Origin of the sequence: Pseudomonas sp. SWI36, from assembly GCF_002948105.1 — a bacterium.
Classification (GTDB): Bacteria; Pseudomonadota; Gammaproteobacteria; order Pseudomonadales; family Pseudomonadaceae; genus Aquipseudomonas; species Aquipseudomonas alloputida.
Window position 1 is genome coordinate 3210370 of the sequence record NZ_CP026675.1, and the last position, 13872, is coordinate 3224241.

The 13872-nt window shown below is 59.3% G+C and carries 14 protein-coding genes; 9 read left to right on the forward strand and 5 right to left on the reverse strand.

The features are described from left to right. The first annotated feature begins 2 nt into the window (after positions 1 to 2). A complete protein-coding gene (locus C4Q27_RS15335; RefSeq protein WP_064491224.1) occupies positions 3 to 851 on the forward strand; it encodes a hypothetical protein in 849 nt (282 codons plus the stop codon). Positions 852 to 948: 97 nt separating this feature from the next. Here the strand turns inward: C4Q27_RS15335 and C4Q27_RS15340 are convergent, their stop codons facing one another. Beyond that, complete coding sequence (locus C4Q27_RS15340) at positions 949 to 1302, reverse strand: hypothetical protein (RefSeq protein ID WP_014592456.1); 354 nt, start codon at positions 1300 to 1302, stop codon at positions 949 to 951. Between the two features lie 10 nt (positions 1303 to 1312). After that, positions 1313 to 1858, reverse strand: a complete 546-nt coding sequence (locus tag C4Q27_RS15345) for a hypothetical protein (protein ID WP_256599592.1) — start codon at positions 1856 to 1858, stop codon at positions 1313 to 1315. Positions 1859 to 2820: 962 nt separating this feature from the next. Here C4Q27_RS15345 and C4Q27_RS15350 point away from each other — a divergent pair. From C4Q27_RS15350 to C4Q27_RS15370, 5 genes are all read left to right on the forward strand, one after another. Further along, positions 2821 to 5805: a DotA/TraY family protein gene (locus C4Q27_RS15350; protein WP_104887023.1), complete on the forward strand. Its 2985-nt coding sequence runs from the start codon at positions 2821 to 2823 to the stop codon at positions 5803 to 5805. A 169-nt stretch (positions 5806 to 5974) separates the two neighbouring features. Further along, the gene (locus C4Q27_RS15355; protein WP_014592453.1) at positions 5975 to 6361 is read left to right on the forward strand and encodes a hypothetical protein; all 387 of its coding nucleotides are present in this window, start codon (positions 5975 to 5977) and stop codon (positions 6359 to 6361) included. 90 nt (positions 6362 to 6451) lie between these two features. Next, on the forward strand, positions 6452 to 6904 hold the full coding sequence (locus C4Q27_RS15360; RefSeq protein ID WP_104887863.1) for a hypothetical protein: 453 nt from the start codon (positions 6452 to 6454) through the stop codon (positions 6902 to 6904). A 28-nt stretch (positions 6905 to 6932) separates the two neighbouring features. Further along, complete coding sequence (locus C4Q27_RS15365) at positions 6933 to 8756, forward strand: phospholipase effector Tle1 domain-containing protein (RefSeq protein ID WP_104887024.1); 1824 nt, start codon at positions 6933 to 6935, stop codon at positions 8754 to 8756. 111 nt (positions 8757 to 8867) lie between these two features. After that, the gene (locus tag C4Q27_RS15370; protein ID WP_232968713.1) at positions 8868 to 9299 is read left to right on the forward strand and encodes a hypothetical protein; all 432 of its coding nucleotides are present in this window, start codon (positions 8868 to 8870) and stop codon (positions 9297 to 9299) included. Between the two features lie 150 nt (positions 9300 to 9449). On the opposite strand, the gene C4Q27_RS15375 is transcribed toward C4Q27_RS15370, so the two are convergent. Further along, entirely contained in the window at positions 9450 to 10703 is a 1254-nt protein-coding gene (locus C4Q27_RS15375; RefSeq protein ID WP_104887026.1) for a DUF6685 family protein, read from the reverse strand. Between the two features lie 38 nt (positions 10704 to 10741). Further along, complete coding sequence (locus tag C4Q27_RS15380) at positions 10742 to 11275, reverse strand: hypothetical protein (RefSeq protein ID WP_064490860.1); 534 nt, start codon at positions 11273 to 11275, stop codon at positions 10742 to 10744. 291 nt (positions 11276 to 11566) lie between these two features. On the opposite strand from C4Q27_RS15380, the gene C4Q27_RS15385 reads away from it, so the two are divergent. Beyond that, positions 11567 to 12058 carry a hypothetical protein gene (locus C4Q27_RS15385; RefSeq protein ID WP_014592447.1) on the forward strand — a complete coding sequence of 164 codons (492 nt, stop codon included), beginning with the start codon at positions 11567 to 11569 and terminating at the stop codon, positions 12056 to 12058. Next, entirely contained in the window at positions 12055 to 12708 is a 654-nt protein-coding gene (locus tag C4Q27_RS15390) for an OmpA family protein (RefSeq protein WP_014592446.1), read from the forward strand. The genes C4Q27_RS15385 and C4Q27_RS15390 overlap by 4 nt, the downstream gene beginning before the upstream one ends. Positions 12709 to 12731: 23 nt before the next feature. Here C4Q27_RS15390 and C4Q27_RS15395 read toward each other — a convergent pair whose 3' ends face one another. Continuing rightward, complete coding sequence (locus C4Q27_RS15395; RefSeq protein ID WP_014592445.1) at positions 12732 to 13079, reverse strand: hypothetical protein; 348 nt, start codon at positions 13077 to 13079, stop codon at positions 12732 to 12734. A 115-nt stretch (positions 13080 to 13194) separates the two neighbouring features. Between C4Q27_RS15395 and C4Q27_RS15400 the strand changes: the two genes are divergently transcribed. After that, positions 13195 to 13806 carry a hypothetical protein gene (locus C4Q27_RS15400; RefSeq protein ID WP_104887027.1) on the forward strand — a complete coding sequence of 204 codons (612 nt, stop codon included), beginning with the start codon at positions 13195 to 13197 and terminating at the stop codon, positions 13804 to 13806. Positions 13807 to 13872 lie beyond the last annotated feature (66 nt).

The window sequence follows — 13872 nt, forward strand, 5'->3', positions numbered from 1 at the left end:
GCATGACCAAGTGTAAATTCATCCTGCCCGTGCTGGCCGCCGTGGCAATGGCGGGCTGTGTCACGACCGAGCAGATGCCGGACGGGACAACCAAGATTCGTTTCTCGGACGAAACGGTCAGCTCGCTGACTTCAATGATGCCCAATGGCCTTGTGACCGGTGTTGCTGGTGGAGCAGGTAGCGGCGGGCTCGACCTGATACCGACCAAGAGCCCTGTTGGTAATGGGCAGTACCTGTATTTCAACGGCCAGTATGACTACACCTGCGCGTCCGCGTTGCTGTACAGCGCCAAATCTGGCAAAGAACTGGATCGCGATGTCAACGAAGGGTGCCGTGACCGTTACTTCCAGCGGCAACTGGCGCTGAAACTTGCGGGCAAGCCGTACGACAGGGCGGCACCTGCCTATGATGCAGACAATCCGCCCGATGCATACTGGGCCAGGTTGAAAGGGCAGACCCTTGCTCGGTTGGCGGCCACGCAGCAGTTCGCCACGCGTTTTGGTGGTCTCCCGCGTGTCGATCGCAACGGTAACATCACTATCAGCGTAGGCTTCATGGGGGTGGGCAGTGGGCAGCATGTGGCTTTGACGACCACGCCTCAGCGTATCCCGGTTGTCATGGAAGATGCAGGGTTTGCTGCGCAGATGCGCACGCAGTCGGCCAAGCAGAATACCGAGGTTGGCGACTGGACAACGTGTGATGCCGTACTTGCCTACAATTCGGTGGCTGACAGAGGCGCGCGTCCGGCCAATATCGCGCCTGGTGACTATATGCAGTACGTGGTGCGCTTCACTGTATCGTCGCTCTCGTGCAAGGATGCCTTGCATGGGTACAAGAGCGCTTCGCGCTAAGCAGTGGGGTGCCCTGCGCCGGCGTGGTGAATAAGCGCCGAGTCGCCGTGGCACCCGGCCCTTCTTTCAGGCTGGGAGGCGATGCAGGCTGGGGGTATCACTGAGCCGCATTCCATATATCGTCAGCCGCTGCCACCGACTCGTCGATACCGGCCGCATGCGCGTCGGCCGCGTTCAGCCAGTTCTGATTAAGGTTCGCCTGCTGAGCCGCATGTTCATGGGCGAACTCGCGTTGCAGGATGGACGCTTCGATGCTGCTGAGCAGCGTGGGCGAGGCAGCGCCATATTCTGCGAGCAGTGCTCGCGACGCCTCCGGCGCAAGCTGATTGACTGCACCGCGCAACTCCTGACCGTACTCGGCCAGCACCGGCTGCTTGGCAATAACGATTTCCGCCGCTTGTGACGGGAATACGGAGGCTGTGAAGCTCTGGAAGTCCTGGGCAGTCGGCATGGTCTCGTCCTTACATGCTGTTGTCGTTGAGGTCCTCGCTGCGCGACAGCGATGGCTTGGTGTAGCGGGCGAATGTCTTGTCCAGCTCGGCAACCAGGTAGGCCTGTTCGCTCTGGCGCAGCGCTTGTTTCATGAAGTCGCCGTCAGAGGCTGCGGACACCACCTGGTCTCGCAGGCTGCCCAGCAGCCCTTCACGATCCGCTCGCGAACCTGGGGTATGGTCGATCGCATCGATAGCACGGGTCAGTGACTGGCGCAGGCCGGATTCTGCATGGGGCTTTTCGGTGGGGGTGGCAACCTCAAAGGCAATGGCACTGATCACGGCGCAATGAATGGCCGTGAAAGCGTTGGCTTCGGCTGCCCTGCTTTGCATGATCCGGTCGGTGCGCAGGGTGTGCGGCGGCGTGCTGCGCAGCCATGCCGACTCATGTTCGGCAAGGGTGTCGATGGTCTGCCGGACTTTCTGGCCGTCAGGGCCCTCGCGCAGCGCCGCTTGCGCTACGTTCTCAAAGCTGATTGCCGGATTGCCTGAGGCCTCTATGGCTCTCTCGCGCATTAACCCAGCACCGATCACGAATCGGCTGGCATCACGTATTGATAGCTGCATCTATGTCCATCATTTATTCACAGGGCTTGAACGCGCCCAACCAGTCGGCATTCAGCATCGTCTGCTTCCCTGCGCGGCTCGCCGCGTCGCGTAGGCCTGATGCGGATATCCACTGATCTCCGCTGACGTGCTGGATAAACCCTTGCGAACCCTATGGGTTCATCGATTCGCTTGACCTTAGCATTTTTGCTTTCGCATTTCTTGGGCCTGCCCCGAAATCATCGTTTTTTTGGTTACTTTAAGTATCCCCGCCGAGCGAGTCGGGGCGTTCTAAGCCAAGATCGCTAATGCCAAATTGCCACTGCTGCCGAATTAGCTCAACTGCCCGTAAAACAGCCTTTTCGTCAGGGTCTGGCTACGCCGTCACCCTTCTTCTGCAGGCGCTGTGCAAGCGCGCCATTCATTCTTGCTTCAGGGAGAAAGCGCGCGATGTCGTGCTTTTGGCGCCTGAAAACCGACTTCAAAACCTGTGAAAGCACCATCTGAAGAATGATCCATTGCGCGCGAGGGGTTTTCCGCGGAATGCGAAGGTTATCACGCTAATTCGGTTATTTATCCATCGTTTGATGGCTAAATGCCAATATTTACACGACTTTACATTTTGCTTCGGTCTAGCGTCGCTATCAAAAATTTCAGGTAGCTAGCATCCTGATGTCAGTTCTTGTTAGTTTTCTTACATAACAATATTTTGATAATTAGGTGATTTCTGGTTTAAGATTAGCGCGCTTTCGCTATCCTGGCAGTCAACGTTGCACGGGTAGCGCCATGGCTTGGGCTCGACGCATGCCTGGGCCCTGTGGCTTGCCGGGTTGGATGACAGCCCAATTCAAGGACGACGGAGCATTCCAAGGGAATTCGTCGCGAACGATTCAGATCAACCGTCCGCAACTCGATTCAGGTAGGTATTCACAATGGCTCAAATGCCGTTTTCACCGTGCAGCGACCCAAGCGACTGCTCCGATCAATCGGTCAAGATGCTTGGCAGAATTTTCGGGCCAGTGATCGATAGCCTGGTTGCAGGTACTGACCCTAACGCTGTGGAAGCCGGCGCGAACATCCTTGCCACCATGTTCAGCTTCTTCAACAGCGGCATCCTGATCATCGGGTCGCTGATCGTCTCGTATGTGGCAGTGATGGGGGTAACAAACACGGCCAACGACGGGGAGGCAATGGGCAAGAGTTGGTCGTCCTTGTGGACGCCGGTGCGGATCGTGGCAGGCGGTGCCGTATTGCTGCCGACGACCAGCGGCTACTCGTTCATCCAGTTGATCGTCCTGATGTTCGCCCTCTGGGGTATCGGCTTTGCCAATGGCACCTACAAGGCCGGCATGGCGATTGGCGTGCTGTCGTCGGACGGGATCGTTCAGGGTGTCAACCAGGCGGGTAACTTCTACGGCTTGCGTGACTTTGCGCGGCAATACGTTGCTGTTTCCTACTGTGCCAGGGCAGCAAACGCCATCTACGCCAACAGTGGGTCTGGTAGCCAGCCCGCTGTCCAGTCCAAGAGCACGAGCCTGGGCAATGGACAGGTCGAGCAGGTCTATGACAAGCAGACGTTTGTCGATGGGCGTACCGAATACACGTTTTTCCTCAAGGATCGCAATGCGGTAACCAACCTGGCCGGTGGCGAGCCATTCTGCGGCACCGTGAAGCTGTCTACCTACGCGGCACAGACCAAGACCGACCCCATTCCCCAGGCGTTGGAGAAGGTGCATGAACAAACTCAGTTAGCGAAGGTGAAAGCGGCTGGCAAGTTGATGGGCGAGCTGGACAAGTGGGTCAACTCATGGCCAGCGACCATCAACGATCCCGGTTGGGACAAGGTCGATTCAAACCGCTTCAATACGATTGTCAGGACGCAGGAAGACCAGATTGCGACGAACCTCGTCAAAGAGGTCACTGACGGCCAGAGCGACGTCGATAGTGGCTTGAAGGGTTTTCTGGATACGCTCACGAAAGATGGCTGGGCTGCGGCTGGGGGCTGGTTCCAGCGAGTCGGCATGGTGCGAGGGCAGATCGCCAACGTGCTTGCCGAACCGGTGGGCTCGGTGGGTGCGCCATCCCTTGCGGGGCTGCCCTCGGATGCGCGCTTCTCGTTGCTGAGCAACAGCCTCACCACTGTGACCGAGGCAATCGACAAGAAGGCTGAAGAGAAAGACGCGTACAACGGTGCAAAGCCCGCCAAGGCCGATGATCTGGCGAGCCTCATCCCCAAAGATCCGCAAAGCGATATCAACGTAGGGTCATTGAGGGCGGACATGGACAGCAAGATGTCCTCGTTCGTCAACGGCATGATGCAGAACGTGGTCGAGATTGCCACGGGGGCGGGCAGTAACGGGCAGACGCCACTGTGTGGCACGGCGGGGCAGATGGGGGGCTCGCTCAACCGCATGAAGTGCGTGGGCGATTACCTGAGCGTTGCCCGTGGCGGCATACTGCTCGCCGATGTTGCCATCAAAAGTGCTGCGACGGCAGTACGGGTGCTGGCCGGTACCGTTTCATCGGTCAAGGCGCTGGGTAACGGGCTGGATCTCGACAAGATTGTCATCCCGCTGTGGGACTGGGTCATGGAGGTGCCGATCAAGCAGCTCGCGCTGCTGGCGACCTATATTGAACCTCTGGCCTTCTACTTTGGCGTATTCCTTCCCAGCTTGCCCTACACGCTGTTCATGATCGTGTTCGTCGGCTGGGTGCTCGCCGTGTTGCAATCCATCATTGCTGCCCCGCTCTGGGCCGTGATGCACATGACACCCGATCGGACGTTCGTGGGTTCGCAGACGCAGGGCTACCTGTTGCTGCTGTCGCTGTTCGCTCGCCCGGCACTGGCCGTTCTGGGGCTGTTTGCCGCGATATTGGTATCCGACCCTGTGATCGACTACATAGCGCAGGGCTTCTTCGCCATGCGGGGGGCGGTCGTTTCCTCGAGCGGGGGCGTTGGGGTCATTGCCGAGTTCCTGACCTTTGCCTGGTGGTTCATGGTGTTCGGCCTGACACTTCTGCCGGTGCTGTACATGATCTTCGGTCTGCCTCAGACCTTGCCTGACGAGGTGCTGAGGTGGATCGGCGGCGGCCTCGGCAGCATGGGTGAAACCAGCGCAACAGCGGAAATGCGCGGCGGCGTCGCCTCTGTGGGTTCGAGGCTGCACGGGAGTGGCTCGGGTATGCGCCTGGGTGGGGGACAGAAGCGACTGACATCCCAGGGCGGCGGTTCTCCTGATGCTGGCCCTGAGGGTGGTGGCCCAGAGGGTGGTGGGCCGAGGGGTGGTGGGCCGCGCGGTGGTCGCGGGGGCAAGACGCCACTGCTCAGCGCGAACGGTCAAGGCGCGGGCGGTGCAAGCCAAGGCAGCGATAACAAGGGTGAGACTGCGTCGACTGACAATCGTACGCTCGGCGAGAAGCGCAGCGAAGCGGCTGGCGTCGCCCTCGGGCGGGCGGTCGCCGGGGGGGCTGCTGCAACAGGCAGGGCCATGCGTGGCGCGGGCAGTGCTGCATTGTCTGCGGGGCGGTCTGGCGTGGAATCTTTGCGCAACTCGGGTTCTGCGTCCCTGGGTGGCCGGGTGCGTGACGCAGTATCGGCTGGCGCGCTGACTGCAGGTGCGGGTTTAGCCGCTACTGCAAGTGCCGCTGGGGCCGAGTACAAGCAAGCCTTTTCGACAGCGATGTCTGAAGGCAAAGCGGCCTACCATGAAGGTGCAGACGCCCGGATCGACGCGTACAAGGCTTCGCTGACCGGTGGGGCGCCACCTGCCGGCAGCGACAAGGCCCAGGAGCCGCCTGCCTCGCCTGATGCGGGTGCAGAACATTCAGCGAGCCAGAATCACGCGTTCAGCGACGCTGCGCTTCCAGCCGGAAGCGGCTCGGCAAGCGACAAAGACGGCGATGATGAAAGCCGCTGAACCACGGCGCTGTCCTGCCGCACATGGCTTGGCGCTGTCAGGTGCAACAATGGTCTGGCAATTTGCCAGTGTGGGCGGAATTTTACCCGCGCCAGGTTGTCTTGGACGGTGACGCGCAATCGTGTGCGTATCTTGATACCTGACTCGGATCGCTTGGCGGAGGCTTGGCATGGATGACAATCAACTGGAAGACCAGCTTCGACGGCTTCTGACCGGCCTGGCGGACCAGGCCATCGTGCGTGGTGAGCAGTTTATCTACGATGGTGGTGAACTGTATGCTGACGATGTGGCAGAAATCGGGCTGGTGGCGGTGCTGTGCATCGCCCAGGCGCTGTCCGAACGCGCGGGGTTGGGCGGGTTTGGTTATCAGTTTCAGCTGGCTGCGCCGGCCAATCCGGTCTTTCCGATACATGCCAGCGCTCCGGAAGTGCTTCCGGACTTTTTCAAGGTGGCGCCTTTTGTGTCGGCGGTTTTTCACAATGAAGTGATGGGTGCCAGGCAGGATCTGACAATTCTTTACCATGCTGCTGCTCAGCGCTTGCAGCAAGCTGGCTAGTTGGGCGATGACTAGTCGAGCGGGGCAATCCTTCAAGTACTGGAGCAGCCTCGGTAATCTGGATTTGGTATGTTGCATGAGGATGTTCATATGCAAGACGAAGACAACTTGGGCGACAACAAGGGCACGGGTGTTGAGTTGCCTCCCGGCGTATTTCCACCGATGCCCGGCTACACCACTGGGGACCTTCTGGCAGTTGCCAACGCTCCTGTGGAGGCGCTGCTTGAAGCGCACAATATTGATCCCGGTCTGATCCGCGAAACTGTTATCGCGCTGGCCGAGCATCTGTACCGGGCATTTGAGAGGGACGACATTCAATACCAGATCGCCACGTGGTATCAGAAGCCGTATGACGAGCCCTGGATGCGCAAGCGTAGTGTCGAAATAATTGCCGAGCAGTTTGCCATTGTCACCGTGGAGGCGGCTGCGGATTCCCTGGACGGCTCACCGTTGCGGGGCTTGGGCAAGGCGTTTTTCGGCGACTTTATCGAACGGGCCGGTGCGGCCATAAAGGCCCATATTCTGAAGTTGAATGAAGGCTGACGCTTGCAGTTGTTCATAGGGATATGACATGAGTAAGAATGTATACTTTAGCGTGTACTTTGACGGTACGGCTAATAGCAAGGACAACGACAAACCTTTGGGCACCCACACTAACGTGGCCCGTCTTTATGAGTGTGATGCGGCGAAAGGTACCAACCTTTCCCGAAACTCCGGCCATGAGGCCGTCGCCTATGATCCCGCACATTACCTGGGCCTCTCAGAAAAGCTCTACTTCGACGGGGTGGGTAGCCATCAGCGCAGCACACCGACTGCCCTGGTCGAGCGTGGTACCGGGCGCGGTAGCGAGAGCCGTATCGAGCAAGCCTACGAGGCCGTTGTCGCGTTTTGTAACAAGAACCAGGATCTGCAGGTCGACCTGAACCTGATCGGCTTCAGTCGCGGCGCAGCGCAAGCGCGTGCCTTGGCGAACGAGATCATTGATCGGGGTGTACCTAAGCTTGATAGCCAGTGGAAAGCGACCCGGGAGTACCTGATTCCGCCTGGTCAGGCGCAGGTGAACAAACTCGCCATATTCGACACTGTTGCCTCCTACGGCTTGCCCATAACTGAAAGCCACCCTGACAAGAACCTGGAAATAAGCAGGAACGTAAAGTCGACCACTCACCTGGTGGCAATGCATGAGTATCGTACGACGTTTCCGCTGACCAGCGCGTTGCGTAACGACGACAACTCAAGAGTCGAAGAGGTGAAGTTCGCAGGCGCGCACTCTCAAGTTGGGGGCGGCTACCGCAACGATCTGCTGGCTGCTGGTCCACTGGCCTTCATGTACGATCGCCTGAAGTCTGCAGGCGTCGAATTGGCGCCGTTGCCGCCGGAAGAAATGAAGCGCATCGAACAATACAACGCCTTGATCAAGCACCCTGACCGGTTGCAGGATGCGTTGATCGATTCTCGATTGCTCAAAGGCAATGAGGCATTCAGGCGCGAGGCGAACGGTTCATGGACAGTGCTCAACAATCGACCGTTTCCGACGGAGCGTGGTACGGCTAATGTGCTGGGGTGGAAGATCCTGGGGCGTCTGGAGTGGCAGAAACAGCCCTTCGATCACGCGGTGAGCGGCCGGAAAGTCATATTTGAAAATGATGGTTCGCGCGGCGAGCCAGTTATCCGACGTATCGGCAAGGAGCTAGGTCAGAACTTCTTCGGGTGGAGCGACAAGGCCGAAGGTTTTTCGTCGTTGCCTGACTACCAGCCCGATAGCAGCTTCAGCAGCACAGTAGAGGCTCGACAAGAACGCTTCGAGGCAGAAGAGGCTGCGCAGTCACGGAAGCAAGTGGCTGAACTCTCGTTATTGCTCGCGGGCTCGAAACCAGAGATAGAGCACATTCAACGGCTCGGCCTTGAAGAGGTGCCGTTGCCAACCCCGAACATACCGCCGAAGTATGCAGTGCTTCGGATCGACCGCGAAGGCTCATCGGCCTTTGCTGACCTAGGCTTCGAGTACGAGGCCAGCCGTATTGTCGAAGATGCCGGTGACTATGTCCGCAATCGAGGCCCCCTGAGTATTGGTGACCCCATCATGCTCCACGACACCAACGGCAACGTGGTGGGCGGGCTGGAGGCTGCTTATGAGGCGCCGACGTTCGCTGGTGAGTGCGGTGTCCTGATCGCAATCGACATGCGGCACGTGGCACAAGATGCGCAGGCAGGTTTCCTTCATGATGGCCTCAAGCAGGCCGCGCAATGGATTGCCGAGCGGCCGGAAGGCAGTTTGACGGATGGTTACGAAATTCCCGGGGAAGATGGCAAGCCGCTGGTGCGTGCGATGGTTGCCCGCCCAGCCGCCCACGAGTTGCAGCGAACTGTTATCTGGCAAGCTCCCGAGCCCTGACGGTCAGGCTGAGTTTCGCTAATCACAGTAGTAAGGCTTTTTGCTGCCTGCTTGCTTAAAATGCACCTGTTGCCGGCGGTGGTCGGCCATTCAATCGGTAAGGGCGAGAAGATGAAAATCCACAAATACCAGCCAGGCACCTTCATCGAGGTCGATGACATGGCGGGTGGTCGCCGTGTGGGCATGGTCTGCAAGGACGGCGTAACGTTTTGGGATTTGCTCGATTCCGAACGCTGCACTCCGCTGACGATTCATCCTTCAATGAATCCGCAGGCACTGGGTACATTGGTCCAGTTCAGTCAGGACAAGGGATTGGTCAGTGCGACCCAGGCGCTAGTTACTTACCTGCAGACCTCGGGAGATACGCGACTGACTGAAGACCCGCTGTTTGTCATGCGCGCCCTGTGGTTCATCGCTAAAAAGGCTATCACTGAGAATATTCCTGATTCGGCGACGCTGTCGTGGGCTTGCGAGCAGGCTCGCGCTCAGGAGCAAGCAGCAGCGCGCATTCATCACTTGGCTGGACAATATTGCTCTGGCTGAGCTGTTCTATGTCAACTTTGCATTCTTGAAAAATTGATTTTCTGCGGTTCATCAGAGCCGCATTTCCTGCTCTCACCTGCAAGCTGCTAGCACTACGAGTTTCGGCGGACGCCTTGCGTGGGTCGTCCCTGATGACCAGGTGTCCCGCAGTCAGTCGGGGCTTGGTTCCTCGGGCGTAGGCAGGTTGGCCAATTGGCGCTCATGCAGCGCCGCGTAGCCATCGACTGTGGCGCGCAGTGTTCGCAGTGAATGCCTCGAAACGGCGCCTGGGCTATGTTGGGCGAGCGCTTCGTAGACACTTTGGGCGTCGAGCTGGTGAATGCCGAAGGCTTCATCCAGGGTGGCCTGCTCTACGGTTTGCCAGTCCACTTGTGTCACCAGTTCATCACGCAGGGCGGCTGCCGCGTGTGTGCCGAAGAGGTGTGCCACGCCGGCTTTTGCTTCCAGCCCTGGCAGGGCCTCAATGCGCGCGCGTATCTCTTCCTGGCGCGCCCGGCGCTCCACAGCCGCATCCGGCGATGCCAGTTCCACCAGCATTTCACCTACATCGGTGAAGCCTTCGCTGGCGAAGATTTGCGCAACCTTGCGTGAGCGCGCTTCTTCTCTGGGCAGGAAGATCGCCATGCCGTTGTTATACGGCTGCGGCAGGTCGCCCCAATAGTGAGTGGCCTTGAAGTCGCGCAGGGCATCGAGTGCATCATTGAAGAACGCATCCTTGTTCACGGCATAGATGGCGTATTCATCGTTCAACTGAGCGGCGGCCTCGGCATCGAGGCCGTTGCGGACCAGGCGACCCTGCAGCGTAACCGGTTGCTGCAACTGCGTGGCGATATGCCGGGCGGCGACGAAGTGGTGCGAGCCGCCGTTGTTGGCCAGGTACAGGCCAACATCCCAGTCGTAGCGCACCATGAAGTCGCTGCCGCCATGCACGATGCCGATCTCCGGCCAGCCCAGGTTCTGCGCAAGCCCCTCCTGGCTCATGTCGCGAGTGAAAGCCTGGCAGGCTTGCTCGGCCATCTGCTGCAGGGAGAAAAACCTGTACAGCTCGGATTTGGAGGCGGACAGGCCAGTTATCTCACCGATGTCACAGGCAAATTCATGCACGGTTTCGGTTTTGCCCAGCCGCGCCAGTGCGGCGATCTGCCGATGCTCGCTGTGGTAATGGCCGTCGCTGGCGCGCCAGCCCCTGACCTGACCGTTCTGTTCGCTGCCCTGGCCGAAACCGATACGCTGCGACCACTCATGCCAGCGCACCACGCTCGATGAGGCAATGACGGCGGCGGTGTCATCCACCCTCATGCGCAACTTGGGAGTGTCGGCGATGACCCGGCGTAAACGGGCAGGGATGCCCAGGTCGTCCTTGACCGTTTCCAGAAACTTCGCAGCCAGTGTCCTGAAGCTCATGGCGTGACTCCTTTCAGCGCATACAGGTTCGCAAGGCGTTACTGGGTGGCGCGCTGTACCGCATCCGCTGCCTTGCGAGCTGTGCTCTTGATGGTCTTCACCACTGTGCGCATGTCGTACGAGCAGCTGATGTACGTGCTGTTGCCATCTTCATACAGCCACAGGTCGTGGTTACCGACTTCTTTCTTGTACTGGCCGAATTCGTCTTTGGGAATGTCGGCGAGCTTGGCCACTGCCTGGATGCTCTCGCCGGTGAATACGCCGGAGTAGGTATCGAAGTCACCTTCACCATTGGAGCCTGGGTGCATTGCAAGCTTGGTCACGGCGCGGCCGTAAACGTCCAGTGGGTTAGGCACGGTGTACTCGCCGTCGGACAGGTCCGAGGCCTGCACGATGGCCTTGCCGTTGGCGGCCTTGACCAGCGCCTCGAATTGGTCAGGGGAAACCTTGCGCTTGCAGGTCAGGGCCTGAGTGATGCGGGCATTGGCTTCGGCCTGATCGATGTTTGCGGCGTATGCCGATGTGCAGGCGAGCGAAACCAGCAGCGGCAGGGCGAGGTGCAGGGCTTTCATGCGTCAGATCCTTCTGGATGACAAAGTGCTATTAATTCGTGTTGTTAGAAAAACGTTTTTTACATGCGTCGAGTGTGCGCTACGCCCTGTGCTTGGTCAAGTGAGTGCCTGCCCGTGACGAAGATTCAAACCTTGACGGCAAAAGGCCCCAAATTCATACTCGCCATCAATTTCTACATTTTTCTAACAGGTCATTTTGATAGATGACAGGATGTCGAACGTTGGCTGGCACGCAGCGGCAGTTCTTCTGAATCTGGCCGCCCGGCTGACCCTTACAAGGAGTTTCCAGGCATGTCCTACGCATTACCTCCACCTGCCGTGAAGCCAGGCTTCAGGGCCGTGGGCGATCGTCGCGCAGCCCTGTGGCTGCTGTCGGTGCCTCTGCTGGTGGCGCTGGTCGCTTTTACCATCGCGGTGGTTGCGACCCTGATGGGTGAAATGGCCCAAGGGTCGCCGCGCTTCTACGCCGCGGCATTGTCCTTTTCAGCCCTGTTGCTGAGCGTCATGTTGCTGCCTGCCTACCTGCTCAGCCTGGGTTGGTACGCATGGTGGACGCGCGGGGGCGACCATCGCCAGTTGCGCCTTGGCCTATGGCTCGCACCGCTGGTGGCGCTGCTGTTCGCCTGGTTCCCGGCCACGCTGGTTCCCGGGCTTCAGCCGCTGGGCCAGGATGCCATGGACCCGCTGCGTACCTACTTGCTGGCAGGCATCCTGGTAATGCTGCTGGGGTATGCCTGGTCGAGCATCGTTTTCGTGATCCTGCGATATTGGAGAGATGTATGAGCACCTTCGTTTCCACCCCTCGCAGGTTGCTGCCGCTGGTACTTGCCGCCCTCTCGGTGGCACTTGCCCCGAAGGCTTTCGCAGGGTTCGAGCTGGTGGAGAGCCCCGCCGCCCCGGTGCCCTATGTAGCACCCTCGGCGCAAGGGCAGAACACCGCGCAAATGCAACAGACCATCAATGCCCTGAACATCGAGATCCAGAGCTTGCGGGTGCGGTTGGCTGCGGCTGAAGCCGACGCCAATGGCAGTCGTCAGGAGCTTTTGGCAATCAGGGCGCGACAGGACCAGATCCAGACTTCGATCAACCACATGACGCTCAATTTTGCGTTCGGCCACTCACGCTTCAGCCCCAGCGCCGAGGATGGCGACGTGCTGGTGCGCTCGGCGCAGGACGCGCTGCAGGTGAAGATCGTGGGCTTTACCGACAGTGTGGGCACGGTGGAGGCAAATCGCCGGGTTGCCTTGCTCAGGGCGCAGGCGGCGAAGATGTACCTGGTTCGGCGTGGCGTACCAGCGGCGAAAATCAGCGCCGAGGGGCAGGAGGGCGACTACATCGCTGCGAATGACACCCCCGCTGGCCGTGCAGCCAACCGCCGGGTTGAATTCGAGTTCTTCGGTCAGTACCACGCGAGCACGGCCCTCGCTCGCTAGGTAGCAAGTGCCGCGCCGTCAGGTCAGGCCTGCAGGCGCATGTTGTCGAGGAACAAGCGTGCCTCGGCGGCAGCGGCGATGGTGGCGTCGGCAGGCGCCTCCCAGGCTACGCCGTTGTAACGCAGGCTGTAGCTTTCGCGGCAGGGGTGAAAGCCGATATGCGCCCAGTCGATATCTTCACTGCCCACCCACTCACCAAGAATCTCTGACCTGGCTACGCCGGCCGCCCGGCGCTTTTCGATCTGCCCGACCACATTGGCGAACAGGCAGAGGTTTTCCAGGTCGATGCTGACCGAGGCAGGGCCGATGTTCAGCACGCCACCGTCATTGCCCGGCGCGGGATGAAATGCACAGTGAAACTGATGGGTCATTGGTACATCCTTGAAGTTTGGGCTGCAAACATACAAAACACGAACGACTGAGGTTTTTGGACCTGTCAGCAGGTTTAAGTTCAGTCTAGTCGAGCCGTTGTGCGGGAGTGGGACCATGTATTCGTTGTGTGAACTCGAGGCTTTCGTGGCGCAGGCCATCAGTGGCGATGTTCTCGCCCAGGCGGGTGGCGGCTTCGTCAGTGTGATGGCCAAGAGTGCGCCGGCCATCCAGAAGGACATTCCGGCAGCTTTCGAGATGTACACGCTGCTGGAGCATTTCCTCAAGTCGCTGCCCATTCGCCAGGCAGCGCTCGGCTTTGACGCGGAAACGCTCGATCTTGAGCCGGGTATTGTCGTTGATCATGACGGGAACAAGGTCGTTGCCCTGTTGCCGATCCAGGCCGGCCAGCTTGGCGAAGTGGCCTTCTGGCTGGCGGACGCGCTGCCCAGCCGGGAGGTCAAGACCCTGCCTGGTATTCTTGCGTTGGTGTTCAGCGTGGAAACCCACGAAGATATAAAACACTTGCTGCCCGAATGGACGGCTGCTTTTTATGTCCAAGGCCTGGCAAGGCACTGTGTGCCGATCCTGGCGCTAAAGTCGGTGCTGGAGGACAAGCGTTTCGGTGGCGATTGGGTAGCGGTTGCGCTGCATCGGCTGGCCAGTTTTGCCTTGCCTCAGGCCGAAGCCCAGCAAGCAGCTGGGGGCGAGGTAAAGACTACGCGTTGAACCCGGCCGACAGTATCGGGTTTGGCATTGACCACAATCTAGCGGCGCATGCTCCGGGAAAGCGCC